The following is a 20,334-nucleotide window of genomic DNA, read 5'->3' on the forward strand; positions in this document are numbered from 1 at the left end:
CGGGTGCGCTAACTTTGCCTCTCCTTGACCGCGATCACTCACGATCCCTCACCTCACGGAGTCGGCAACCTCATGAGCGACATCGTCAACGGCCTCGGACGGGCCACCGCATACGGAGGCCTGGGCCTGGTCCTGCTGGTTCTCGGCATCGTCCTGGTCGACGTACTGACGCCCGGAAAGCTCGGCCGACAGATCTGGGAAGAGCGCAACCGCAACGCCGCCCTGGTGCTCAGCTCCGCACTGCTCGGCATAGGCGGCATCGTGTTCACGTCGATCTGGACGACGTACGAGGACTTCGGCAAGGGGCTGGCCTCGACCGGGACGTTCGGGCTGCTCGGGCTGGTGATGATGGCCGTGGCGTTCTGGATCGTGGACCTGATCACCCCGGGGCGCCTGGGTGCGACCCTGGTCGAGACGGAACCTCACCCCGCGGTCTGGGTGACGGCCTCCTGCAACCTCGCCGTCTCCGCCATCATCTCGGCATCCATCGCCTGAGGCCTGTCCCGGGCTCGCATCCCTTCGGGCCGCGCCGAGGCGGTACTCAGGCGCGGGCGCGGCCCGGAGCCCGGTGGTTCATCCCTACCGCGACATCGCACACCCGCAGCGCACTCAGGTCAGAGCGGTGGCAGGAGATCACTCTCGCTGACGGTGTACGTCAGCGGGGGATAGACGAAGTCCGTCTCCTCGTTCTCACGGCGTCGCAGCCGGTAGAACTCGCGCCTCTGCTCCTCGTCGGCCACCACGAGGCGCGCGCCCTGCGGGAGTTGCACCTGCCCGTCGTCGAAGCGGACCAGGGTTTTCGACGTCCGGAACGTCACGCCCAGCCATTGGTTGTCCGCCGCCCGCGCGGACCCGTCCCATACGATCTTGTGCCTGAACCGCCGGTTGGTATCGAGGGAGAACGCGACAACTGTGTTGTGTGCGAGGGGAATCTCGTACCTTTCGCCGCCGCTCCCCTTCGATTCGATGATCAGTTGCCGCGGCAGACCCGCCTCAGGACGCTCGTAGCAGGAGAAGACGGCGATGAACGAGCCGTCAGCCAGATCGAGAGCCTGGTCCGAATGGCTCCCCATGGTGGTGTAGGCGCTCGTGTAGCACTCGATCAGGGCGTTGTTGAAGGCGACCGGGAGTGCCGCGTGTTCCTGGACCTGCCGTGCCAGCCGTTCGTGCACCGTCCTGAAGCGCTGCGCCGGATTGCGGTATCGAGTGGTGGTGCGCACGAGCGGTACGCCACCCGCCTCGTCCGACTTGGTGAGCACGGCGCCCCGTCGGCCCTTTCCCACGTCCTCCCAACGGACAGAGGCGAACAGCTCGGTGAAGGGATTCTCGACAGCCGGAAACCCGTACGTGAGGATCTCGTCCGGGATCCTAGGCTCGGGGGGCAAGATAGTCTCCCGTGTTCATGCTGAAGACGAATCCGTCGCCGTAGTCGACGAACGACGAGGTCCGGTTCTCCTCCGCGTACAGCCTGCGCAGCTCGTCCATGCCGGCCTGTGTGGGCGGCTCCAGCGGCACCGGGCCTCCCGCCGTTTTGAGGAACGTCTGCCCGTCCTTGTGCACGGCTTCGGTGCGGGAACAGCGCACCACATACCCGAGTCGGGTCGGAAGCGACTCGGCGTCCAGCGCCGAGGGACGGATCTCGTGCGTGTACAGACGGTTGGTGGACAACGGCATGAAGAACACGGAGCCGGGATGGAGCGTCAGGGTGAAATGCGCGGGCAGCGCCTTCCCCTCGCGTTCCTCGGCCCCCTCCTTGAGCCGGAAGTGAAGTCTGGTCAGTCCACTGACCCCCCTCACTCCGTGATCGAAGGCGTCTTCGTCCAGGGGTTCCATCCCGTCGAGCCGATCGTAGAAGGTACAGAAGGCCATGACGCCGTTGACGGGCATGTCCTTGGTCTTGTCGGCGTGGGCCGAGATCTTGGCCTTTGACTGTCTGCGCTCAGCGGTGGCACGGGTGTTGTGGTAGATCTGCGCCAGAACGTGATTCAGCGGCGCATGGTCCCGGAAGACGGCATCAGCCTCGCGGTTCAACTCCTCGACGATGTGCGCGTCGGTCGGACCGAAACCCTCCGTCGGCCCCGAAAGATTCGTGGAGCAGCGGAGCAGACGGAAATGCAGTTCGCCGCCGTCGCGCGTCACGGGCGTCAGGTAGATCCCGCTGCGACGGGCCGTTCCGGGTTTGGTGGACTCGGTCAGGGACTGGAACGCGTGCTCCGCACGGATCCGTCCGAAATAATCGGCCCCCGTGTCGAAGAACCGGCGGTAGTACACGCCCACGCTCTGCACACGGACGGGAACTCGGCCGAGATCGACCACAGTCCAGTCCTGGGCGGCATCCTCGACGTAGCCGTGCGACAGCTGACGTACCACGAACACCCGCGCCGCTTCGCGCAGTTGGACGCCATTGATCCCGGAGATGTCACCACACAGGTAGACGGTCTTCCGCGCAAGGTCGAATGCGGCAGAGGAAAGGTCCTCCGGGGTGATCACGGATCCGAAGAAATCCCGGACCGAGCCATCGTCCCGCAGCGCCGAAGGCGCCACCAGAACGTTGCCCGCGTCCTCGATACGCGCTTCCCTCGGCTCAGTTGTGGACATCAGGCGGTACCCGTCATTCGCAGACCTTGATGGATGGTGCTTTACCCTCGGCACGGCGACGGCCCGCCCCCTTTCGCTCACGTCGCGCAACGCAAGAGAAAGCAGACGGACCGGCTTGATGCTCTCATGGGGCCCTACAGCGGGCAACGGCCTGTGCCGCACGCCGGATGGCCGCACGCCGGATGCGCGACGCTCCGCGGCGAGACCGAGGTGGACGAGACGGCAGGGCCTGGCCAACAGGCTGTGCCGCTGCTTCGGGAGCGAGCGGGGGCACCGCCGGTCGGACCGTGCGGCCCCCGTTGGTGGGCGGCATGCCGAGGCAAGCGCAGGGCAGGAGGTTGTTCGGGTTCGTCCGATGGGGCGAGCCTTTCGACTCCCTACCCCAACAGGAGGTTCCGCGTGAGACTCGACGGCAGACCTGCGCCTTCACCTGTCGATGCGCAGGCAGCGCGCAAGCAACGCCTGCGCCGCCGTCTGGAACGGCTCATCGGCATCGCCGCGACCGAGGGGAACGACCTGGTCCCCCTGCGCAACGGTGACGAGATCTTCCCCGCGATGCTCCAGGCCATCCGCTCGGCCAGGCACACCATCGACATGATGACGTTCGTGTACTGGCGTGGTGACATCGCGCACACCTTCGCCGCCGCGCTGGCCGAACGCGCCGCCGCCGGGGTCCGCGTGCGACTGCTGCTGGACGGCTTCGGCGCCAAGGAGATAGAGCCGGAACTGCTGGACCTCATGAGCGGCGCGGGCGTGAAGGTGGCCTGGTTCCGCAAACCCGTGTGGCTCTCGCCGTTCAAACAGAATCACCGCTGCCACCGCAAGGCCCTCATCGTCGACGAGCACACCGCTTTCACCGGCGGCGTCGGGATCGCCGAGGAGTGGTGCGGCAACGCCCGCAATCCTGCCGAATGGCGGGACACCCACGTCCAGGTACGCGGCCCGGCGGTGGACGGGATCGCGGCCGCGTTCGCGCAGAACTGGGCGGAGTGCCACGACGAACTCTTCGACCACTGCGACCGCTTCACGGAACACGAGCAGGTCGGCTCGTCGGTGGTTCAGGTGGTGCGCGGATCGGCGAGCATCGGCTGGCAGGACATGCAGACCCTCGTCCGGATCATGCTCACCTCCGCGGAAGAGCGCTTCCGGCTCGCCACCGCCTACTTCGCGCCCGACACCTACTTCATCGACCTGCTGTGCCAGACCGCACGTCGCGGCGTGCGGGTCGAGATACTCCTGCCCGGCCCCCATACCGACCAGCGCGCCTGCCAACTCGCCGGCCAGCACCACTACACACGGCTCCTGGAAGCCGGGGTGCACATCCGCCAGTACCAGCCCACGATGATGCACGCCAAGATCATCACGGTGGACTCGGTCGCCTCACTGATCGGATCGACCAACTTCAACCGCCGCTCCATGGAACACGACGAGGAAGTCATGCTCGCCGTCCTGGACGAGACGTTCACCGCCGCGCTCGACCGCGACTACGACGCCGACCTCGAACAGAGCGTGGACATCGACCTTTCCCGCTGGGAACGACGCGCACCGCTGCAACGCGCCAAGGAAGCCGCGGTCACTCCGATCCGCCGCTTCCTGTGAACCGCTCCCCCGCACGCCCAGTGCACGAGGCGAGAGACATCCCTCCGCGTGGGCGCGCGGCTCAGACCCGGACGGAGTGGCGATCCAGGAGGGCACGCAGCCGGTCGACGTCCTCGGCCCCGCTCAACCCGCGCTTGGGCAGGACCTCGAGGCACAGGACGTTGGGATCCCGACTGAGCAGGACGAAGTGGCCCGGCGTCTCCCGGTAGCCCTGGAGGACCGACCACTTCTGGATGAGCGTGCTGTGGTCGTTGCTGGTAGTGAGGCCGGCACCGGACACGGTGGTGCGGTACTCGCCCTGTCCCGCGACGACACGCTGCACCTGGGCGGCCTGCAAGCGCGGATAGCCGACTGTCAACAGGACGACCAGCAGGAACAGGACGGTGGCCACGAAGTCGACACGGCCGCGGCCGATCGTGACCAGCAGCCACTGTCCCACCCACAGGACGAGGAACACGCTCCGCAGCACCAGCCCCCACCGCTTGATCCGCTGCCGGACCCGCAGCGCGACCAACGTGTCGGCCGGCTGAGGCCGGTACACCACCTGCACCGCCGCCTGGTCCTGCGTCTCGGCGATACTTTCCCCGCCGCTGTTGATCATCTCCTGGCCTTCGGCCATGGTCCCTCCCCGTTGAGACAACCCGCGGATCCTATCGGTGACTCACCGGCCCGGACATCACGGAGACGGACACCGAACCCGCGGTTCCGCTACGGCGAGACCAGTTCGCTCGGGCGTTCCCCGTGGTCGCGATCCGCCACGGCCAGCCTGCACTGGCCGTCCTCGCAGGTGCGCTGAAGGCGGTTGCGCGAGATGGTCTGGATCATGCCGATGGTCCAGCACATCGGGCAGCCCCGCAGCGCCAACAGGCCGACCGGCAGGAGCAGCAGACTCACCGGACCGACGGTCGAGAGGAACGCGACCGAGCCGATCAGGCTGCCGAACCCGATCACGCCCCGGAGCAGGTGCCGGGGCAGGGAGGAACTCGCGAAGTCAGGACGGTCGGCTTTGGTTGTCGTCATGCGTATCTCCAGGCTCGGGTTCGGGTGGGACACGGAGGGACTGCTGAACCGCGGCGCGGGCGCGGTGCAGGCGGGACTTCATCGCGGCGGTACTGAGGCCGAGCGCATCGGCGGTCATGCGTCCGCTGTAGCCCTGGATGTCCCGCATGATCAACACGCTGCGCTGCTCTTCCGGGAGAGCGGCGACGGCCGCTGCCACCCTCCCCGCCTCGATGCGTTGCAGAACCACCTCCTCGGCCGAGCGCACGGCGGCATCCGGCAGGGGTGCGTGGACCCGCGTCGTCCGCACCCGTCGCAGGCACTCGTTGCGGACGATGCGGAACATCCACGACGCCAGTGCGCCGGACGCCCGTAGCATCCCGATCTTGCGATAGAGGATGATCAAGGCTTCCTGCGTCGCGTCCTCGGCGTCCTCGGGTGTGGCGCAGAGGGAGCGCGCGAACCGCCGCACGTTCGGGTGCGAACCCGACACCAGCGCGGTGATCGCATCGACGTCGCCGCGCTGGGCGGCGACGATCAGCTGCTCAGCGGGCCAGGACGACTCAGCCACGGGCGTGCTTTCGCTTGCGCATGACGACGTAGCTGCACGTGCAGAGCAGTACGGCTCCGGCGGCGATGGCGACACCTACGAGCATGACAACCTCCTCGTTCCGTCCCGACGTTCGTCGGCACATGTATAGGAGGCACGGGCCCGCCGAAAGGATTCGGCCTGCACCCGGAAAACTTGATCGCGCCGTCCAGCGGGGTCAGGGGATGCGCTGCCACCCGTCTTGTTGCAGCAGGGAGGCCCCGAGGGGTGTCAGGGCGTGGAGCACGGTGTTGGCGTGGCGGTGGCTGGTGATCAGACCCGCGTCGCGCAGGACGGTCGTGTGGTGGCTCGCTGTCGTCGGGGTGACACCGGCGTGCCGGGCCGCCTCGGTGGTGGTGGCGCCGATGGCCGCGGCCCGCAGGATGCCGGTGCGGGTGCTGCCGAGCAGGGCGTGCAGCGGTGCGTGGCCGGCGGCGTGCTGGGGCGCGGGGGGCGGGTGGTGGAGGGGGTAGAGCAGTACGGGAGGCAGGTCGGGGTCGGCCAGCGAGACCGGGGTGTTCCAGCAGAAGTAGGAGGGGATGAGGAGCAGTCCGCGACCACCGAGGTGGATGTCGCCCTCGGTCGGGTATCTGCCGAGTTCCAGGACGGGCGGGCGCCATCGGATGGAGGGCGCCAGGGTGTTGAGGACGCCTTCGATGCCCGTACCGCAGAGCGTGCGGGTCTGCCGGGCGCGCTCGGCGTGCAGACGGCCGTCGAGGCACTCCTCGTACGGGGTGATCACGGCGTGGTGGTAGGCGCGTAACGCGCGCACGAGTTGGTCCCGCATCCCGCCGTCGGTGAGCTTGCGGGTCCAGGCGGGAGCGCCGACGATCTCCCGGAGCTTGGTCACCTCCTGGGCGACCTGTCGTGCCGGCGCGGCCAGGATGGATTCGAGCCCGGCGTCGAGGCCCGCGATGCCGTCGGCCGGGGTGAGGAAGTCGGGGAAGTAGTGCGCCCGCGGGAAGAGGGGCAGCAGGACGGTTCGTACCATGCGGTCCAGGCCGGTTCCGCACAGGACCGAGCGCGCGGTGCGGTACCAGGGCGCGTAGGCCCATCGTCCTTCCTGGGTCTGGAAGCGGTGGAGGCTCGCTGCGATCTCCCACAGCGGGTGCGGTGCGGTGGCGATCCTGAGTCTGGTCAGGTCCTCAGGCGTGAAATGAAAGCGGAGCAACGTGGTCCCCCCTGTGCTCAGATCTCTCATCTGCCATGTGTCAGCAGGGTCGCATGAGCATGACAGCAGAGGTCAGGGCCCGGGAACATGAGTTCGCGCCAACCGGTCCGTGCGCCTCGCGGGGCCACCGCCGGCTCTGGCTTCCATCGAGGAGGAGAAGTGATGGGACGAATTCTCGCGGGCAGACGGCTTTCGAAAGTGGCGGCGACAGGAGTCCTCGCCATCGTGGTCTCGACTCTCGCGGCACCGTCCGCGAACGCACTCGGCAACAACCGGGCGGTGAGCCGCTCCTGCGGGACGAACTACGTCTCCAGCGGGTTCACCGGCAGCTACAACTGGGCCCAGACCCGCAAGCAGAGCGGTGACTGCAGCGGCCGGCTGAGCTCGGCCATCGAGTACGGCACCGGCTGGTGGACGCCCCGCGCCTACGGCACGAGCGAGAACGCCTACACCTCGCACACCTCCACCACCAGGGCCGCCAACGGGCTGCACTGGGGCTGCGACTCGTGCAACGTGACCCGGAGCTAGCAGGTGCGCTTCCGATGCGTCGCCACCGCGCTGCTGACGGCAGTCGCGGTGGCGGCCTGCTCCCCCGGCAGCACCGACAGCGGTACACAAGGGGCGAACGAGGACGTGCCCCTTCCGGGCCAGCGCTGGGCACTACGAGACGGCCGGGTGACGCCGGGCGAGTACCGCACCGCGATCACACGCTTCCTCACCTGCGTCGAGGACAGCGGTTACCGCACCGGAAACCCGGTGCTCAGCCCCATCGACGGACTGAGCCTGCTGTACGACATCACCCCGTCGGGAGAACCGGCGACCTACAACGACCGGGTGCAGCGCTGCAACCTCGGCCATCTGTCGATGATCGAGCCCACGTACGTGGAATCACACCGCAAGGTGATGGACCAGCCGCTGAGACGAGCCGTCGGCGAGTGCCTCGAAGGCCGCGGGGTGAACCTGTCGGGCACCGAGCACAACGCCACGGACTTCGCCGCCACCGCCCGCGACGAGCCGGTCGTCGTGGAGTGTGTGACGCAGACACGGCAGGAGCTCTACCCCGACCTGCCCGACTTCGCCGTCGTACGCATCTGAACCCTGAGGGAACCCGCCCCGCCCGCATCCGGACTCCTGCCGTCCGCTCTGCAACGCAGAGCGGACGGGACCCCGTACGGCCTCCAGGTCAGGCGTGCCGGGAATGGACGGGGCTGTTGGCGACCTCGTCCGGGCAGGAGCGGTGCCCGGCGTCGCCGCCGCGGTCGCGCAGCCAGTCGGCGGTGGCCAGTGCCAACGAGGCGGTCATGCCGACCAGGGCCACGCCGAGGGCGGTGACCAGTGCCGTGCGGTAGTGGTCGGTGCTGCCCAGGACCAGGTAGTAGATGCCGGGCAGGGCCGCCGTACCCACGGCCGCCCCGAGACGCTGGCCTGTCTGCAGGGCGCCGCCCGCCGCCCCCGCCATCCGGACGGGCACGTCTCGCAGGGTCATGGTGATGTTCGGGGAGACGACGAAGCCCCCGCCGATGCCCGCGACGAACAGCGCCGGTGCGGCCGCCCAGGGCGCCGACTCGTCCGCGACGAGCCACAGCAGCAGCGCGGCGCCCCCCATGCCGACGATGACGGCACTCAGCCCGCACACCGTGAGCAGCCGGCCGAAGCGGTCCACGAGCCGGCCCGCCACCACCGCGGCGGCTGCGGAGCCGAGGGCGAACGGGGTGACCGCCAGCCCGGACCGCAACGGGGTGAAGTCGAGCCCCCGCTGGTAGAAGAGCGCGAAGACGAGCCACACCCCGCTGAAGCCGATGAAGTACAGCGTGCCGACTCCCGCGCCGACCGCGTAGCCCCGCACGGTGGTGAACAGGCGCGGATCCAGCAACGGCTGGGCGTCGCGCGCGACCAGGCGGAACTGACGCCGGGTGAAGAGGGCGAGGAGCGCCGCGCCCACGGGGAAGAGCCACCACAGTCGTTCGATGCCGCCGGCCTCCGCCTGTACCAGCGGATACATGACCGCCAGCACGCCCGTCCCCAGCAGCACGATGCCGGGGACGTCCACCGAGCCACGGCCGGAGCGCTCGACGCGTGGCAGCAGGCGCAGACCGAGCAGCACGGCGAGGACACCGATCGGCACGTTGACGAGGAAGATCCAGCGCCAGCCGTCGGAGCCGTCGGCGAGGGCGAGGATGGCGCCGCCGGTGAGGGGTCCGGCGGCGGAGGAGATGCCCACCGTGGCGCCGAAGAAGCCGAAGGCGCGGCCGCGTTCGGCGCCGCGGAACATCTGTTGGATGAGGGCGGAGTTCTGCGGGGCCATGAAGCCGGCGGCCAGCCCCTGGGCGAGCCGGGCCGCCACCAGCAGGCCGATGTTCGGGGCCGCGCCGCACGCGGCGCTGAAGAGGGTGAACCCGCTCAGGGCCATCAGGAAGATGCGGCGCCGGTCGAGGGCGTCCCCGAGCCGCCCGGCGGTGACCAGGGCCAGGGCGAACGTCAGGGCGTACCCGGAGACCACCCACTGCACCTGGGCGGGGGTGGCGCCCAGCTGGCGCTGGACGGTGGGCAGAGCCACCGCCACGATCGTCACGTCGAGCAGGCTCATGAACCCCGCGACGAGGGTGACCCACAGCGCGTGCCACCGGTTGGGATCCGGGACGTACCCGTCCTTGCCACCGCCCGCGCGCGGTCCGTTCGCCGCCGAGTCCGACACCGCCACCGGGTTCCCTTCCGCCGTGCCACGATCAGGTTGCACAGGTTCCCTTTCGGAACCCGGTACACACCCGGCCGCTCTCCGGTGGCGCAGGAGGGTCTGGTGGAGCTGGGGCTGCACCGCGCACCGAAGGCGCGCCTGGTCGGCGGGCTGAGGCGTGGTCGCACAGCCCGCCGGCCGCGGTCAGGAGTGCTTCGGCACACTCGGGACGCCTGCCCTCTCTCAGATCCCGCAGGTGGGCGCGGACCAGTAGGGCGACGGGTCGAACGCCAGATGCGTGTGGTCGTTGTGATCCGGGTAGCCCGGGCCGAGGATCTCCGAGAAGCCGTGCGTCCTGGCCTGCTGGGCGAGCCGGCACAGGCTCAGCGAGCCGGTGAGGTCGGCGGCGTCGCCGTAGAGATGGCGGCTCGTGGACGATCCACCGACCGTGTTGTTGCAGGCGTAGGAACGGAAGCCGCTCGATATCGTGATCGGCACGTCACCCAGTGCGTGGCGCATCGCCTCCAGTTTCCACATGGTCTTCAGGGCGTTGGCCTTCGCCGTGGCCGCGGAGACCGCACCGCCCGACCAGTCGGAGTTGCACTTGTTGAGCTCCGCGTAGCTGAAGTGGACCGGCGTGCAGTCCGCGTCCTGGAGGGAGTAGATCTTGGCGAAGGTCGCAGGTCCCGCCACGCCGTCCGCGGTCAGACCGTACGCCGACTGGAACTTCTTGACCGCTGCCGCGGTACGCGCCCCGTACTGACCGTCGTAGGACAGGCGCTCGCCGGAGGTCACCCACCCGGCGACACGTATTTGCAGCTGGGTCACATCAGCGCCGGACGTCCCCTGGGAGAGGGTGCGTCCCCAGGTGTAGCACTCGTCAGCCGCGGCGGTACCCGCGCTGACGCCCACTCCCACCACCACTCCTGTCGCGACCATGACAAACGAGGCGATCAACCGTGCCACACGTACGAACATTCGGCCTCCCGACCGTACGTTTCGAAGAGCCCCATGAGACGGATCGACTGTCACTGCGTGACCATCCACCGCTCAGGGTGAGGCCGGGTGGCTACGCGCGTCAACCATGCGGTTGCGCTGCCGCAGAAGTCCTCCCCGAGTCGCACGACACCACACGGATCGCGATCACTCAGGCGTCCAGACGTCGGGCCCGCCGCTGCGCCACTCGATCAGCGAGGACCGGACGACGTCCATCTCGTCCCAGTCCTGGAGCCCGGCCTCCTGAACGAATGCGGCGATGTCGAGAACGCCGTAGGCGATGCCGACGAAGTGCCCGTCGATCCGTACGCGTCGGCCACCGTCCGCCGTGGGCGGGTACACGACTACGGGGTGATCGGTGGCCATGCCCCCACCCTGCACGCCGCACGGCTGAGCCGCATGGTGTGCTGCGCCGGCCGTGACCTCGCACCCGCCCCGTACCTGCGTCCGGCCAGCGCGGCCGGGGCGTGCCTTGCCTGACATCTGCTCGCGCTCGTCTGGAGCGAATGCGGCCGGAGGGCGGTGCGGGCAGTGTTGGTTCAGGCGGACGGGGCAGTCGGTGGAACAGAAGAGCACAGGACCTGCCTGCCACCGAATCTTGGAGACAACGATGGTCATCGGCTTTGTCATTGCCGGCTGCGTCGTCCTGGCCGTGCTGGCCTTCCTGCTGCCGCGGCTGTCCCGGCACCCGCAGAACGGTGCCCAGCGCGGCCTGGGAGCCGGATCGCGCGCCGGATCGAAGGCACCGGGCGTCTTCGGCCGACTGCTGAGCAAGCCGTTCAGTTCCAGCTCGCGGGCCATGGGACGCAGTGGTGCGGCCGGTCGGCGGGCCCGCGGGCGTATGCCGTTCTGAGCCTCGGCGCCGAGAAGTGAGGGCGGTGGCCCCCGGAGCGGGACGGTCCGGCGGCAGTCGTCGCCGGGCCCGTAAGGGCAAGCAACGAGCAGTTCGGGAGAGCAGCGGTGTCGGATGACGAGCACATGGCCCTGACCGGCGACGACGCGGAGGACGCGCCCGTGGAGGCGACGCTCCTGGACGGCCTCAGTGTGGACCGGCGCCGACCGGAGCGCCCGGTCCTGCTGGACGCGGACGGCAGCCCGGTGGAGACCTGGCGGGAGAACTATCCCTACGACCGCAAGATAGGCCGTCAGGAGTACGAGCGCACCAAGCGCATCCTCCAGATCGAACTGCTGAAGATGCAGCGCTGGGTGAAGGAGACCGGCCAACGGGTCGTGATCCTCTTCGAGGGGCGCGACGCCGCCGGCAAGGGAGGCACCATCCAGCGCTTCACCGAGCGGCTCAACCCGCGCGGTGCTCGGGTGGTCGCTCTGGAGAAGCCCACCGAACGCGAGGCGGGCCAGTGGTACTTCCAGCGTTACGTCGCCCACCTGCCCGCCCGCGGCGAGATGGTCTTCTTCGACCGCTCCTGGTACAACCGGGCCGGTGTGGAACGGGTCATGGGCTTCTGCACCGACGACGAGCACGAGAGGTTCCTCGAACAGGCCCCGCAGTTCGAGCAGATGCTCACCCGGGACGGCATCCTGTTGGTGAAGTTCTGGTTCTCCGTCAGCCAGGCCGAGCAGCGGACCCGCTTCGCCATCCGCCAGGTCGATCCCGTACGGCGCTGGAAACTCTCCCCCACCGACGTGGCCTCCCTCGATCGTTGGGACGACTACACCGCCGCCAAGGTCGAGATGTTCCGCGCCACCGACACCGAGTTCGCGCCATGGACCGTCGTGAAGAACAACGACAAACGGCGGGGCCGCCTGGAGGCGATGCGCAGTCTGCTCCAGCGCTGCGACTACCCGGACAAGGACCCCGAAGCCGTCGGCAAACCCGACCCCTTGGTCGTAGGCGCGGCCGACACCCTTCTGGAAGCCGGCGAGGAACCCGCCGACCTCTCCCCCACCCCACTGGCCGGCCGAGACCAGGGCCCGGGCATCCATCCCCGGTAACAGGGACGAGTTGACGGCCGCGCACGGTGCTGAGCAGAGCAATGGGCGGCTGCCGGGAGGTGACCTGTCGGCGGGCGCCTGTCTCGCGTGCCGGTGCCCGCCGGCGCCCTGTCAACTCTCGTCCGGGTAGCCCCACTCCAACTCGATCCGGGCGTCCGGCGCCGTGGCGCGGATCGCCTCGGTCGCGTCGGCCTCGAAGCGCTCGGACCACTTGCCGAATCCGCTGATGATGATCGGTCCGTGCTCGCTGCTCGCCAGAACCTTCGGCGGTTGGTGGTAAACACCCACCTGCATCCACGATTCGATTCCGTGGTCCTTGAGGACTTCTTCCACCGACACCGCTACCGCGTCGGCTTCCTCGGCGGAGGCGAGGTTGAGAATGTCCAGGTAGAGATGGATGTTCACAGACATGGGCTCCACCCTAGCCCGGAACGCGAGCGGCGCAGGTTGCGTGTGCCTCTGGCTCGTTGAGGTGAAGTCCCACGCCAGTAACCGTCCTTGACGGCCTCGGCAAAGGTGTCCGATTATCACCGCTCCGCCGTAAATGCATGGACTGAGAACCTTGTTCGACGGGACACTGCCCGCTTCCTCACCTCCGGGAGTGTGATGGGCACCTCTGAGACCTACGGTTCCGCTCCGGGCAGGAGTGCGGTCCTCCTGGCGCTGCGCCACTACAACCTCGAACTCCTGCGGCTCCGGTGGCTGACGCTGCCGGCGCTGCTGCTTCCGGCCCTCGGCAACATCGGCATCCGTTACGTCGCCCCCCTGCTGATCGCCAAGCTCGCGGGGCAGGCCGCCACCGGCGACGGCCTCACCCTCGGCTCCGCGTCGCCCTACCTGCTCGGCTTCGGGGTGACCCTGCTGCTCTCCGAGGCCGTGTGGCGGGTCGGGCAACACTGTCTGAACCGGGTGGCCGCGCTCGGCATGGAGCACCTCTACGTCGACGGCATGGACGAACTGCTGGCGAAGGACGCGGCGTTCTTCCACGACAACTTCGCGGGCTCCCTCACCAAGCGGGTACTGAGTTACGGCAAGCGTTTCGAGGACTACATCGACACGATGACGTACCGGATCGTGGGCAGTCTGGTGCCGTTGCTCTTCGGTGCCGCGGTGCTGTGGACCTACTCGCCGATGCTGGTCGCCGGTCTGCTGGTGATGATGGCGCTGACCCTGGTGGCCGCGACCCCGCTGATCCGGCGTCGGCAACGGCTGGTCAACGAGCGGGAGGCGGCGATCGCCCGCGTCTCCGGCCATGTCGCCGACAGCCTCATGAACATGGAGACCATCCGGGCGTTCGCGGCCGAGGAGCGCGAAGGAGCCGAGCACCGCAGCCGTGTGGCGGAGTCCCGGCGGCTGACGCTTCGGTCGTGGGACTACGGCAACCTGCGCGTCGACACCGTGATCGCGCCGATGTCCGTCGCCACCAACGTGCTGGGGCTGATCGTGGCGATCGCCTTCGGCGGACCGGGGCTGGGGGTGGAGGGGGTGGTCGTCGCCTTCACCTACTACTCCCAGGCCACCGAGATCATGTTCGAGTTCAATCAGATCTACCGGCGCCTCGAGAGTTCGATGACCGAGGCAGCGCAGTTCACGGAGTTGCTCCTTGACCCGCCCACCGTGGTCGACCCGCCGAAGCCGGAGCCGCTCGCGCCCCGTGACTCCAGTGTCCGCTTCGAGAAGGTCACGTTCGCCCACGCGGGCGCGGCGCCGATCTTCGAGGGACTCGACCTGGACGTGCCGGCGGGTGCGCGGATCGGGCTGGTCGGCCGGTCCGGCGGCGGCAAGACCACCCTCACCCGCCTGCTGCTGCGGATGGCGGACATCGACGGTGGACGCATCCTCATCGGCGGCCAGGACATCAGCCGGCTGCGGCAGAGCGACCTGCGGTCACTGATCGCCTACGTCCCTCAGGAACCCGCCATGTTCCACCGGCCGCTGCGGGACAACATCGCCTTCGCCCGGCCCGGCGCGACGGACGCGGAGATCCTCGCGGCGGCCGAGGCCGCCCATGTCACGGAGTTCGCCGAGCAACTCCCCGACGGTTTCGGCACGCTGGTGGGCGAGCGAGGGGTGAAGCTCTCGGGCGGCCAGCGTCAGCGCGTCGCCCTGGCCCGGGCCATCCTGCGGGACGCGCCGGTGCTGCTGCTCGACGAAGCGACCAGCGCGCTGGACTCCGAGAGCGAGATCCTCATCCAGGACGCGTTGTGGCGGCTGATGAAGGGGCGCACAGCCCTTGTGGTCGCGCACCGGCTGAGCACGGTCGCGGGCATGGACCGTCTCGTCGTGCTGGACCGTGGGAGCGTCGTCGAACAGGGAACCCACGAGGAGTTGCTCGCGGGGCAGGGCATGTACGCCAGGTTGTGGAGGCACCAGTCGGGTGGCTTCCTCGGCGACAGCGCCCGGCAGGACTCCGGCCATCAGGACCCGGCGGCCGGCCCGGCGCCGACAGGCGACCACACGCTGCCGTCGCCTGCCGGGACCGGCTCCGTCTGACCGGGAGGGTGCCTCAGGAAGTCACGAGGCCTTCAGGAAGTCCCGAGGGCTCCGGAAAGGGCCGCGATCACCTCACCGGCCGCAGGTGCGCTCCGGTGACGATTCCGGGACGGTGGCCGGAGAGCCGTGCCTGGTGCCGTGGGGCCGCAGGTCCGGCCCACGGCACCAGGCACGGCGGTCTCTCCCTCAGCCGCGGGTGTAGGTGAGGAAGGCTGCCCCGCTCTCCAGGACGGTGTGGCCCGTCAGATTCCAGGTCTGCGGGTCGAACGCGCCCCGGCGCCCGAAGAGGGGGATGCCGGTACCGATGGTCAACGGGCCGAGTTTGAGGATCAGTTGGTCGATCTCGGCATACAGGGCGCCCGCGAGTTCGCCGCCGCCGATCAGCCAGAGGTCCTTGCCGCTCTCCTGCTTCAACTCCCGCACCTTCGCCACCGGGTCGCTCGCGACCAGTTCCACGGCCGGGTCGGGGCTCTCGGTCATCGTGGTGGAGAACACGAGGTGCCGCAGGTGCGGGTAGGCGTTGGTCAAACCGGCGTCGAGGCCGATCTCGTACGTCTTGCGTCCCTCGATGACCGTGTCGAAGTGGGTGCCCTCCGCGGTGATGGACAACGCCTGCCTGGCCGGGGCGGGCAGCGTCTCGGGGTACTGCGAGGCCAGGTACTGCACATAGTCCATGGGCACCGGCCAGAAACCGTCAGGACCGGTGGGGTCGGCGCCGTCGGGCCCGGCGATGAAGCCGTCGAGGGTGGTGGCGATGTAGTAGACGAGCTTGCGCAAGGGGGCTCCTGGTGGATCGGCTGGCGGGTGGCAGGTGGCGATCGGTGCGGACCGGGCGACAGGCCCGAGGCCCGTTGGGGCGGGCGGGGTCAGCCGTGCTCGGGAGCAGCCCACTCGACGAACTGGACGATCACGCCGTTGGGATCGGTGACCTGGAACAGGCGCTCGCCCCACGGCTCCTGGCGCAACGGCATGGTGATGCGGACTCCGGCCGCACGCAGGCGCTCTTCGTGCTCTTGCAGGCCGGAGGCGACGGTGAAGGCCAGGATCAGCCCGCTGACCCGCTGCTCACGCTGCTCGGGCGGCAGCACCTCGATACCGCGGGCGAGCAGGACGACGTCGACCGCGTCGTCGTGGGCCATGGCCACGAACCCGTCGGCCGACTGCCGGACGACGTAGCCCAGATGGGTGGTGAAGAACTCCTGCGAACGGATGACGTCGTCGACGGTCAGCGAGACGGTGGAGGCGGTGAACTGCACAAGGCTCCCTGGATGCGGTGGACGGGCTCAGCGATTACGGCGACACTCGGGCGGCGCCCTGCCACCGTCTGATCGACGTAAATTTACGACGGACGTAAACTTAGCCATGCCCATCCATAGTGTCAACATAAAAATGCTACGGGGGTAAGATTGCGTCATGGCTACTCAGACGCCGCCCCCGAAGGCCGGACTTCGCGAGACGAAGAAGCAGGAGACCCGGCAGCTCATCTCCGACCACGCGACACGGCTGTTCATCGAGCAGGGCTTCGAGCAGACGACCATCGCCGAGATCGCCACCGCAGCCCGCGTCGCCAAGAAGACGGTCACCAACTACTTCCCCCGCAAGGAAGACCTGGCGCTGGACCACCAGGAGCAGTTCACCGCCTCGCTGGCACGCACCGTGGACGGGCGACACCCGGGAGAATCAGCCCTGGCCGCGCTGCGCCGCGCCTTCGCCGACTCCGTGGCGTCCCAGGACCCGGTCGCCGGCTTCTCCGGCCAGGAGTTCGCCCGCATGATTGCTGACAGCCCCACCTTGAGCAACTGCGTACGCGGCCTCCACGACCGACGCGCCCAGCACCTCGCTCACGCGCTCGCCGGGGCCACCGGTGCCCGTCCAGACGACATCACCGTCCGGACCGTCGCCGAACTGCTGGGCTCCGTTCACCGCATGCTGTTCCACCGCATCCAGGAACTCACTCTCGCCGGACATCCCAACGACCGGATCGCGGAAACCATCACCGCCGAAGCCGCTCAGGCCTTCGATCTCCTGGAACCGGCCCTGTCCGACTACGCCAACGCCTAAGTGTGCGAGGTGAGCGAGCAGACCGACATGGTCGCAGCCCCGCACGACCGGCTGCAGGACGGCAGGGAATGAACGTCCCGCTTGATTGTTGAAAGCGGTATGAAAAAGATCGGGTTCCTGTCCTTCGGTCACTGGACACCGTCACCGCACTCCCGGACGCGCTCCGCGGCGGACGCCCTGCTCCAGGGGATCGACCTCGCGGTCGCCGCGGAGGAGCTGGGCGCCGACGGCGCGTACTTCCGGGTCCATCACTTCGCGCGACAGTACGCCTCACCGTTCCCGCTGCTCGCGGCCATCGGCGCGCGAACCAGCCGGATCGAGATCGGCACCGGTGTGATCGACATGCGCTACGAGAACCCGCTGTACATGGCCGAGGACGCGGGCGCCGCGGACCTGATCTCCGGCGGTCGGCTGCAACTCGGCCTCAGCCGGGGATCCCCGGAGCAGGTCATCGACGGCTGGCGCCACTTCGGGCATCTGCCCGCCGAGGGCACCACCGACAGCGACATGGCCCGCGCCCGCACCGAGCGGCTCCTGGAGGTACTGAAGGGTGAGGGATTCGCGCAGCCCCACCCCAATCCCATGTTCTCCAACCCACCCGGGCTCCTGCGCGTCGAGCCGCACTCGGAGGGTTTGAGGGACCGAATCTGGTGGGGGTCCGGTTCGAACGCCACCGCGGCGTGGGCGGCCACGCTCGGGATGAACCTGCAGAGTTCGACCCTCAAGGACGACGAGAGCGGCGAACCGCTGCACGTCCAGCAGCGCAAGCAGATCGAGGCCTACCGCGAGGCCTGGCGGGAGGCGGGACACACCCGCGAGCCGCGCGTCTCGGTCAGCCGCAGCATCTTCGCGCTGGTCGACGACCGGGACCGCGCCTACTTCGGCCGGGAGGGCAACTCCCAGGATCAGATCGGCTATATCGACGCCGACACCCGGGCCATCTTCGGCCGGTCCTACGCTGCCGAACCCGACGTCCTGGTCAAGCAACTCGCCGAGGACGAAGCGGTCGCCGCCGCCGACACACTGCTCCTCACCGTGCCGAACCAGCTCGGCGTCGCCTACAACGCCCACGTGATCGAGAGCATCCTGACCCACGTCGCTCCGGCACTGGGCTGGCGCTGAGCACCGAGACAGAGGGCCGCCTGGTGGACGGGCGCACTTCTACGACGTGAACGGCGCCTGGATGCACGGCCCGCTGTACACATGACTGACAAGAAGCTGTCACACGCGGACCGGAATGCGCGTTCGGCCGGCGCTCGTTCTGAACTGACATGACTGTCGGAGTAGCACTCAACGCGTCCGAGGCATCGAACCAGGTCGACGCGACCGTTCAACTCGCGGCGGAAGCCGCCGAGTTCGGTGTCACGTCGGCATGGTTCGGGCAGACCTTCGGCGCGGACTCGCCTCAGCTCGCCGCGATCGTCGGACGCGAGGTGCCCGGACTACAGGTCGGCACCTCCGCGATCCCCGTCTTCGGCCGGCACCCCCTGCTCGTCTCCAGCCAGGCCCAGACCGCCCAGGCGGCGACCAACGGCCGCTACCACCTCGGTCTGGCCCTGGGCACCAGACTCCTCACGGAGACCGGCTTCGGCCTGCCCTTCGAACGCCCCATCGCCCGGCTGCGTGAATTCCTCACCGCGCTGCGGCAGTTGACGGAGTCCGGCACGGCCGACTTCCACGGCGAGCTGCTCACCGCCACCACACCGATCCCCGCCCGGGTGCCGGGCGCGGAGGACGGTGTCCCCCTGCTGGTCGCCGCGATGGGACCACAGGCACTGCGAGTCAGCGGCGAGTTGGCGGACGGCATCCTCCCTTACCTGGCGGGCCCACGCGCCCTGGCCGACCACATCGTGCCCGCCGTGACCGCCGCGGCCGAGGCCGCCGGCCGCCCGGCGCCCAGGATCGTGGCCCTGGTGCCCGGCGTGGTCACGGACGACGTCGACGCGGTACGGGCCAAGGCCACCGAGAACCTGGCGTTCTACGAGCAGATCCCGTCCTACGCGCGGGTCATCGAACTCTCCGGCGGCCGACGTGCCGCCGACCTCGCCGTGATCGGCGACGAGAAGACCGTCGAGGCCGAGATCCGGCGCTACCGCGACGCCGGCGCCACCGAGGTCGTGTTCTCGGGCACCGAGATCGCGGGAGAGAGGGACCGCCGGCGCACCTGGCGGCTCCTGGGCGAACTGGCCCGCTGAGCACACCGTCGAGCCCGGCTGCCCGACCGCCGCGCTCCCCCGACCCCCGTGACGAAGGAGATCACATGACCGCCGAGACCATCACCGACCTCGCCGCCTTCACCGAGACCTGGCAGGAGTGGCACCGCGCCCAGGAGGCACGCCTCGCCGCCCCGCACGGCTTCCTGGCCATCACCGGACTGCACTGGCTCGACGACCGGCCCCAGCGCTTCCCGGACGCGCCCGGTGCGTGGCACACCGGCCCGGAGGGGGTCGTCGTAACCCTCGACGAGGGCGAGGAACTGGTCGTCGACGGAACGACCGTGACCGGTGAGCACCGTTTCGGCGTGCTTCCCGAACGCGGCGGCGTCGAGGCCGTCTGGAGGGACGCCGTCATCGAGGTCGCCAAGCGCGGCGGGCACGACATCGTGCGCCCCCGGCACCCGGACGCACCGCTGCGCACCTCCTTCAAGGGAACACCCGCCTACGCCCCCGACCCGCGCTGGGCCGTGACGGGCCGCTACGTCCCCTTCGACACACCGCGGCCGACCACTGTGGGCGCCGCCGTCGAGGGCCTGGAACATGTCTACGAGGCTCCCGGCAGGGTCGAGTTCGAGCTCGACGGACGTCCGCTGTCGCTGACCGCGTTCCCCGGCTCCGGTGCGGGCCGGCTCATGGTGCTGTTCACCGACGCGACCTCCGGGGTCACCACCTACGCCGCCAACCGGTCCCTGGCCCTGGATCCGCCCGCCGCCGACGGCACGATCGTCCTGGACTTCAACCGGGCCACGAACCTGCCGTGCGCCTACACGGACCTGGCGACCTGCCCGCTGCCCCCGGCCGAGAACCGGCTGCCGGTCGCGATCGAGGCGGGTCAGAAGATCCCCCGCGAGCGCGGCGGCTCGTGAGCCGGGCTTGGGCGAGTAAGGGTTCCGGCGCGCGTCCCGCGCCGCGGACCACGCTGCCGCGCCCGCCGCTGAGTGCGGCGGGCACGGGGTTCTCGCTGTGGTGTGAGGCGTGTCGGGGC

General features: G+C 69.2%; 23 protein-coding genes. 11 read left to right on the top strand and 12 right to left on the bottom strand.

Translation table 11 applies throughout. From position 1 onward, the window contains the following. Positions 1-72: 72 nt before the first annotated feature. Positions 73-495 (top strand): DUF350 domain-containing protein, encoded by a 423-nt coding sequence (locus ACH41F_RS05755; RefSeq protein ID WP_398833256.1) that lies wholly within the window; start codon positions 73-75, stop codon positions 493-495. 119 nt (positions 496-614) lie between these two features. Here the strand turns inward: ACH41F_RS05755 and ACH41F_RS05760 are convergent, their stop codons facing one another. Further along, complete coding sequence (locus ACH41F_RS05760) at positions 615-1,385, bottom strand: alpha-ketoglutarate-dependent dioxygenase AlkB (RefSeq protein WP_398833259.1); 771 nt, start codon at positions 1,383-1,385, stop codon at positions 615-617. Next, a complete protein-coding gene (locus ACH41F_RS05765) occupies positions 1,369-2,598 on the bottom strand; it encodes a hypothetical protein (RefSeq protein WP_398833261.1) in 1,230 nt (409 codons plus the stop codon). Before ACH41F_RS05765 ends, ACH41F_RS05760 begins: the two co-directional genes overlap by 17 nt. 399 nt (positions 2,599-2,997) lie before the next feature. On the opposite strand from ACH41F_RS05765, the gene ACH41F_RS05770 reads away from it, so the two are divergent. After that, on the top strand, positions 2,998-4,197 hold the full coding sequence (locus ACH41F_RS05770; protein WP_398833264.1) for a phosphatidylserine/phosphatidylglycerophosphate/cardiolipin synthase family protein: 1,200 nt from the start codon (positions 2,998-3,000) through the stop codon (positions 4,195-4,197). Between the two features lie 61 nt (positions 4,198-4,258). Here the strand turns inward: ACH41F_RS05770 and ACH41F_RS05775 are convergent, their stop codons facing one another. The 4 genes from ACH41F_RS05775 to ACH41F_RS05790 form a co-directional block, all read right to left on the bottom strand. Next, positions 4,259-4,816: a YcxB family protein gene (locus tag ACH41F_RS05775; RefSeq protein ID WP_398833267.1), complete on the bottom strand. Its 558-nt coding sequence runs from the start codon at positions 4,814-4,816 to the stop codon at positions 4,259-4,261. 89 nt (positions 4,817-4,905) lie between these two features. After that, entirely contained in the window at positions 4,906-5,217 is a 312-nt protein-coding gene (locus ACH41F_RS05780; RefSeq protein ID WP_398833270.1) for a hypothetical protein, read from the bottom strand. Then, positions 5,189-5,767: a sigma-70 family RNA polymerase sigma factor gene (locus ACH41F_RS05785; protein ID WP_391232200.1), complete on the bottom strand. Its 579-nt coding sequence runs from the start codon at positions 5,765-5,767 to the stop codon at positions 5,189-5,191. The genes ACH41F_RS05780 and ACH41F_RS05785 overlap by 29 nt, the downstream gene beginning before the upstream one ends. A 196-nt stretch (positions 5,768-5,963) precedes the next feature. Then, on the bottom strand, positions 5,964-6,956 hold the full coding sequence (locus ACH41F_RS05790; protein WP_398833273.1) for an ArsR/SmtB family transcription factor: 993 nt from the start codon (positions 6,954-6,956) through the stop codon (positions 5,964-5,966). Positions 6,957-7,118: 162 nt separating this feature from the next. On the opposite strand from ACH41F_RS05790, the gene ACH41F_RS05795 reads away from it, so the two are divergent. Together ACH41F_RS05795 and ACH41F_RS05800 are read left to right on the top strand one after the other, a co-directional pair. Beyond that, the gene (locus ACH41F_RS05795; protein ID WP_391232198.1) at positions 7,119-7,484 is read left to right on the top strand and encodes a hypothetical protein; all 366 of its coding nucleotides are present in this window, start codon (positions 7,119-7,121) and stop codon (positions 7,482-7,484) included. Between the two features lie 3 nt (positions 7,485-7,487). After that, positions 7,488-8,051, top strand: a complete 564-nt coding sequence (locus tag ACH41F_RS05800) for a hypothetical protein (protein ID WP_398833276.1) — start codon at positions 7,488-7,490, stop codon at positions 8,049-8,051. Between the two features lie 88 nt (positions 8,052-8,139). Here the strand turns inward: ACH41F_RS05800 and ACH41F_RS05805 are convergent, their stop codons facing one another. The 3 genes from ACH41F_RS05805 to ACH41F_RS05815 all read right to left on the bottom strand — a co-directional run bounded on the left by ACH41F_RS05805 (position 8,140) and on the right by ACH41F_RS05815 (position 10,992). Further along, entirely contained in the window at positions 8,140-9,651 is a 1,512-nt protein-coding gene (locus ACH41F_RS05805; RefSeq protein WP_398833652.1) for an MFS transporter, read from the bottom strand. Positions 9,652-9,873: 222 nt separating this feature from the next. Next, positions 9,874-10,569, bottom strand: coding sequence for a D-Ala-D-Ala carboxypeptidase family metallohydrolase (locus ACH41F_RS05810; protein ID WP_398833278.1), 696 nt, complete (start codon positions 10,567-10,569; stop codon positions 9,874-9,876). Positions 10,570-10,773: 204 nt separating this feature from the next. Next, positions 10,774-10,992 carry a hypothetical protein gene (locus tag ACH41F_RS05815; RefSeq protein WP_391232195.1) on the bottom strand — a complete coding sequence of 73 codons (219 nt, stop codon included), beginning with the start codon at positions 10,990-10,992 and terminating at the stop codon, positions 10,774-10,776. 244 nt (positions 10,993-11,236) lie between these two features. Here ACH41F_RS05815 and ACH41F_RS05820 point away from each other — a divergent pair, with 244 nt between their 5' ends. Further along, positions 11,237-11,479: a DUF6411 family protein gene (locus ACH41F_RS05820; RefSeq protein WP_391232194.1), complete on the top strand. Its 243-nt coding sequence runs from the start codon at positions 11,237-11,239 to the stop codon at positions 11,477-11,479. Positions 11,480-11,604: 125 nt separating this feature from the next. After that, complete coding sequence (ppk2, locus tag ACH41F_RS05825) at positions 11,605-12,579, top strand: polyphosphate kinase 2 (protein ID WP_398833654.1); 975 nt, start codon at positions 11,605-11,607, stop codon at positions 12,577-12,579. Positions 12,580-12,690: 111 nt separating this feature from the next. Here the strand turns inward: ppk2 and ACH41F_RS05830 are convergent, their stop codons facing one another. Continuing rightward, entirely contained in the window at positions 12,691-12,990 is a 300-nt protein-coding gene (locus tag ACH41F_RS05830) for a hypothetical protein (protein ID WP_391232193.1), read from the bottom strand. A 195-nt stretch (positions 12,991-13,185) separates the two neighbouring features. Here ACH41F_RS05830 and ACH41F_RS05835 point away from each other — a divergent pair, with 195 nt between their 5' ends. Beyond that, positions 13,186-15,072 (top strand): ABC transporter ATP-binding protein, encoded by a 1,887-nt coding sequence (locus tag ACH41F_RS05835; protein WP_398833282.1) that lies wholly within the window; start codon positions 13,186-13,188, stop codon positions 15,070-15,072. A gap of 186 nt (positions 15,073-15,258) precedes the next feature. Here the strand turns inward: ACH41F_RS05835 and ACH41F_RS05840 are convergent, their stop codons facing one another. Both ACH41F_RS05840 and ACH41F_RS05845 read right to left on the bottom strand, forming a co-directional pair. Then, positions 15,259-15,849 (bottom strand): dihydrofolate reductase family protein, encoded by a 591-nt coding sequence (locus ACH41F_RS05840; protein WP_398833284.1) that lies wholly within the window; start codon positions 15,847-15,849, stop codon positions 15,259-15,261. Between the two features lie 89 nt (positions 15,850-15,938). Then, positions 15,939-16,328 carry a VOC family protein gene (locus ACH41F_RS05845; RefSeq protein ID WP_391232190.1) on the bottom strand — a complete coding sequence of 130 codons (390 nt, stop codon included), beginning with the start codon at positions 16,326-16,328 and terminating at the stop codon, positions 15,939-15,941. A 157-nt stretch (positions 16,329-16,485) separates the two neighbouring features. Here ACH41F_RS05845 and ACH41F_RS05850 point away from each other — a divergent pair, with 157 nt between their 5' ends. The 4 genes from ACH41F_RS05850 to ACH41F_RS05865 all read left to right on the top strand — a co-directional run bounded on the left by ACH41F_RS05850 (position 16,486) and on the right by ACH41F_RS05865 (position 20,215). Continuing rightward, on the top strand, positions 16,486-17,133 hold the full coding sequence (locus ACH41F_RS05850; RefSeq protein WP_391232189.1) for a TetR family transcriptional regulator: 648 nt from the start codon (positions 16,486-16,488) through the stop codon (positions 17,131-17,133). A gap of 99 nt (positions 17,134-17,232) precedes the next feature. After that, complete coding sequence (locus tag ACH41F_RS05855) at positions 17,233-18,255, top strand: LLM class flavin-dependent oxidoreductase (RefSeq protein WP_391232188.1); 1,023 nt, start codon at positions 17,233-17,235, stop codon at positions 18,253-18,255. A 149-nt stretch (positions 18,256-18,404) separates the two neighbouring features. Continuing rightward, positions 18,405-19,328, top strand: a complete 924-nt coding sequence (locus tag ACH41F_RS05860; RefSeq protein WP_391232187.1) for a TIGR03564 family F420-dependent LLM class oxidoreductase — start codon at positions 18,405-18,407, stop codon at positions 19,326-19,328. A 65-nt stretch (positions 19,329-19,393) separates the two neighbouring features. Then, positions 19,394-20,215, top strand: a complete 822-nt coding sequence (locus ACH41F_RS05865; RefSeq protein WP_398833288.1) for a DUF1684 domain-containing protein — start codon at positions 19,394-19,396, stop codon at positions 20,213-20,215. Positions 20,216-20,334: the final 119 nt, after the last annotated feature.

Origin of the sequence: Streptomyces sp. NPDC020489 (assembly GCF_044386545.1) — a bacterium.
Classification (GTDB): Bacteria; Actinomycetota; Actinomycetes; order Streptomycetales; family Streptomycetaceae; genus Streptomyces.

Excerpts from the sequence above, each read along its gene's own strand:
- ACH41F_RS05765 (WP_398833261.1), bottom strand. The coding sequence starts at position 2,598 with ATGTCCACAACTGAGCCGAGGGAAGCGCGTATCGAGGACGCGGGCAAC.
- ACH41F_RS05775 (WP_398833267.1), bottom strand. The coding sequence starts at position 4,816 with ATGGCCGAAGGCCAGGAGATGATCAACAGCGGCGGGGAAAGTATCGCC.
- ACH41F_RS05865 (WP_398833288.1), top strand. The coding sequence starts at position 19,394 with ATGACCGCCGAGACCATCACCGACCTCGCCGCCTTCACCGAGACCTGG.
- ACH41F_RS05815 (WP_391232195.1), bottom strand. The coding sequence starts at position 10,992 with ATGGCCACCGATCACCCCGTAGTCGTGTACCCGCCCACGGCGGACGGT.
- ACH41F_RS05780 (WP_398833270.1), bottom strand. The coding sequence starts at position 5,217 with ATGACGACAACCAAAGCCGACCGTCCTGACTTCGCGAGTTCCTCCCTG.
- ppk2 (WP_398833654.1), top strand. The coding sequence starts at position 11,605 with ATGGCCCTGACCGGCGACGACGCGGAGGACGCGCCCGTGGAGGCGACG.
- ACH41F_RS05830 (WP_391232193.1), bottom strand. The coding sequence starts at position 12,990 with ATGTCTGTGAACATCCATCTCTACCTGGACATTCTCAACCTCGCCTCC.
- ACH41F_RS05860 (WP_391232187.1), top strand. The coding sequence starts at position 18,405 with ATGACTGTCGGAGTAGCACTCAACGCGTCCGAGGCATCGAACCAGGTC.
- ACH41F_RS05795 (WP_391232198.1), top strand. The coding sequence starts at position 7,119 with ATGGGACGAATTCTCGCGGGCAGACGGCTTTCGAAAGTGGCGGCGACA.
- ACH41F_RS05850 (WP_391232189.1), top strand. The coding sequence starts at position 16,486 with ATGGCTACTCAGACGCCGCCCCCGAAGGCCGGACTTCGCGAGACGAAG.
- ACH41F_RS05855 (WP_391232188.1), top strand. The coding sequence starts at position 17,233 with ATGAAAAAGATCGGGTTCCTGTCCTTCGGTCACTGGACACCGTCACCG.
- ACH41F_RS05755 (WP_398833256.1), top strand. The coding sequence starts at position 73 with ATGAGCGACATCGTCAACGGCCTCGGACGGGCCACCGCATACGGAGGC.
- ACH41F_RS05810 (WP_398833278.1), bottom strand. The coding sequence starts at position 10,569 with ATGGTCGCGACAGGAGTGGTGGTGGGAGTGGGCGTCAGCGCGGGTACC.
- ACH41F_RS05820 (WP_391232194.1), top strand. The coding sequence starts at position 11,237 with ATGGTCATCGGCTTTGTCATTGCCGGCTGCGTCGTCCTGGCCGTGCTG.
- ACH41F_RS05835 (WP_398833282.1), top strand. The coding sequence starts at position 13,186 with ATGGGCACCTCTGAGACCTACGGTTCCGCTCCGGGCAGGAGTGCGGTC.